The sequence below is a fragment of the Streptomyces poriferorum genome (genome assembly GCF_019399235.1).
GTDB classification, from domain to species: domain Bacteria; phylum Actinomycetota; class Actinomycetes; order Streptomycetales; family Streptomycetaceae; genus Streptomyces; species Streptomyces poriferorum.
The window spans coordinates 1-3,167 of record NZ_JAELVH010000511.1; the positions used below are offsets into that span (position 1 = coordinate 1).

The 3,167-nt window shown below is 68.8% G+C and carries 1 protein-coding gene; it reads left to right on the plus strand.

Annotated elements, in window-relative coordinates; all coding sequences use genetic code 11:
* Nucleotides 1-3,167 (plus strand): condensation domain-containing protein (locus JGS39_RS39125; RefSeq protein WP_219574524.1); only part of this gene is annotated, 3,167 nt, incomplete at both ends.

Here is a 3,167-nt window from a genome sequence, read left to right on the forward strand (position 1 = left end):
ACGACCGACTCCTCGCCGTCACCACGGTCGGCTTCGACATCGCCGGACTCGAACTCTTCGCCCCCCTCACCACCGGCGCCACCGTCGTCCTGGCACCCCCCGGCCTCGTCCACGACCCCGCCACACTCCGACAGACCCTGGACCAGGAACGGGTCACCGTCATGCAGGCGACCCCCAGCCTCTGGCGAGCCGTCACACCCGACGCCGGCGAATCACTACGCGGAGTACGAGTACTGGTCGGCGGCGAAGCCCTGCCCACCAACCTCGCCACACAACTCACCTCCGCAGCCGCATCGGTCCTCAACGTCTACGGACCCACCGAAACCACCATCTGGTCCACCACCGCCCCCGTCACCGCCCAGAGCACACCCATCATCGGCCGCCCGCTCTCCAACACCCAGGTGTACGTCCTCGACGACCACCTCGGCCCGGTACCCGCCGGGGTCCCCGGCGAGCTCTACATCGCCGGCACCGGAGTCGCCCGCGGCTACCTCAAGCGCGCAGGCCTCACCGCCGAGCGCTTCGTCGCCGACCCCTACGGCCCCGCCGGAACACGGATGTACCGCACCGGCGACATCGTCCGCTGGACCGAAAACGGCGACCTCCAATACCTCCGCCGCGCCGACGACCAAGTCAAGATCCGCGGACACCGCATCGAACTCGGCGAAATCGAAACCGTCCTCACGACCCTGACCGGCGTCGCCCAAGCAGCCGTCATCGTCCGCGACGACCGCCTCATCGCCTACCTCACCGGCACCCCGGATACAGCTGCGATCCGTGCCCAACTGGCCCAAGCCGTACCCGACTACATGGTCCCGGCCGCCTTCGTCACCCTCGACGCACTGCCCCTCACCGCCAACGGCAAACTCGACCGCAAGGCCCTGCCGGAACCCGAATTCACCGGCACTGCGCAGAGCCGCGCCCCCCGCACTCCCCAGGAAGAGATCCTCTGCGGCCTGTTCGCCGACATCCTCGGCCTGGAACGGGTCGGGATCGACGACAGCTTCTTCGACCTCGGCGGACACTCGCTCCTCGCCACCCGCCTCGTCTCCCGCATCCGCACCGCACTCGACGCCGAACTCTCCGTCCGCCAGCTCTTCGAAACCCCCACCGTCCTCGGCATAGCCGAAGCACTCACCAGCGCTTCCACGGCCCGCACCGCCGTCACCGCCGGGCCCCGACCCGATCAGATCCCGATGTCGTTCGCCCAGCAGCGACTCTGGTTCCTGCACCAGTACGAGCCCGGCAGCTCGCTCTACAACATCCCGGTCGCCCTGCGTCTGACCGGAAACCTGGACACGGCAGCCCTCGAAGCAGCGCTGGCCGACGTCGTGGAACGCCACGAATCCCTGCGCACCGTCTTCGCCGGCAGCGACCGGGGCGCCTACCAGGTCATCCTCGACGGAGAGTCGGCGCGGCCGGCCTTCACCGTCGTACCGACCTCCGCCGCCCAGCTCGATGACGACCTCGTCACCGCCGCACGCCACGGGTTCGACCTGACGGCAGAGGTCCCCCTGCGTGCGACCTTGTTCGCGCTCTCGCCCGATGAGCACGTGCTGCTGATCCTCGTCCATCACATCGCCGCGGACGGCTGGTCGCTGTCCCCGCTGGCCCGCGACCTCACCACCGCCTATACCGCCCGCGCCTCAGGCAACACACCCAACTGGGCCCCACTGCCGGTCCAGTACGCCGACTTCACCCTCTGGCAGCGCGACATCCTCGGCTCAGAGACCGACCCCACCAGCCCCATCGCCCAGCAACTCGCTCACTGGCAGCAGGTCCTGGCTGATCTGCCGGCCGAGCTCGAACTGCCCGCCGACCGACTCCGGCCCACCACTCCCACGCACCGGGGCGGCACCGTCGAGTTCCAGATCCCGCAGGAACTCCACGCGGGCATCAATCGCCTGGCCCGCGAACAGCAGGCCAGCGTCTTCATGGTCCTGCAAGCCGCACTCGGCGTCCTCCTCAACCGCCACGGCGCAGGCACCGACATCCCCGTCGGCTCACCCATCGCCGGACGCACCGACCTCAACCGCCACGGCGCAGGCACCGACATCCCCGTCGGCTCACCCATCGCCGGACGCACCGACGACGCCGTCGAAGACCTCGTCGGCTTCTTCGTCAACACCCTCGTCCTACGCACCGACCTCACCGGCAACCCCACCTTCACCGAGCTGCTGAGACGGGTCCGCCAGACCGACCTCGCCGCCTACAGCAACCAGGACGTCCCCTTCGAACGACTCGTCGAAATCCTCAACCCCGAACGCTCCACCGCACGCCACCCCCTCTTCCAGACCATGCTCTCCCTGCAGAACGTCGACCCGACCGCGACGACCGGGGACGGCCAGTTCGCAGGTCTGCGCGTGAGCGCCATGAACGCCGACAGCGCGGTGGCGAAGTTCGATCTGCTCCTGGCGGTCCAGGAGCTGCACGCTGCCGACCAGGCCGAAGCGGGCGGGATGCGCGCGGTCCTGGAGTTCAGTGCTGATCTGTTCGATGCGCGGACCGCCGAGGTGTTGTGCGAGCGGTTCGTACGCGTGCTGGACGCGGCCGTCGCCGCGCCGGACACGCAGGTGTCGCAGATCGACATGCTGGACGAGGCCGAGCGGGTCCGGGTCATCGAGGAGTGGGGAACGGGAGTCGCTCCGGCAGCCGGTACCGCTGATGCCGATGTGATGGGGCTGTTCGAGGCCCAAGTAGCCGCGAGTCCGGATGCCGTGGCGTTGGTGTTCGAGGAAACCCGTCTGTCCTACCAGGAGTTGGATGTGTGGGCCGATCGCCTGGCCCGGGTCCTGGTGGAGAACGGGGCCGGACCGGAGAAGTTCGTCGCGGTGGCACTGCCCCGCTCCACCGAACTCGTGGTCGCACTCCTCGCCGTCCTCAAGACCGGCGCCGCCTACCTGCCCATCGACCTGGACTTCCCCACCGACCGCATCGCCTTCATGCAGGCCGAAACCGACCCCGTCCTGGTCCTGGACCAGACACTCTTCACCTCCCTGAACAACCGGCGCTCCACCACACCACTGCCGCCCACCTCCCCGACCACCGGGAACACGGCCGCGTACGTGCTCTACACCTCCGGATCCACCGGCCGCCCCAAGGGCGTCGTCGTCTCCCGCAGCGCGCTGACCAACCTGCTCACCGACATTCACCGACATGCACACCGA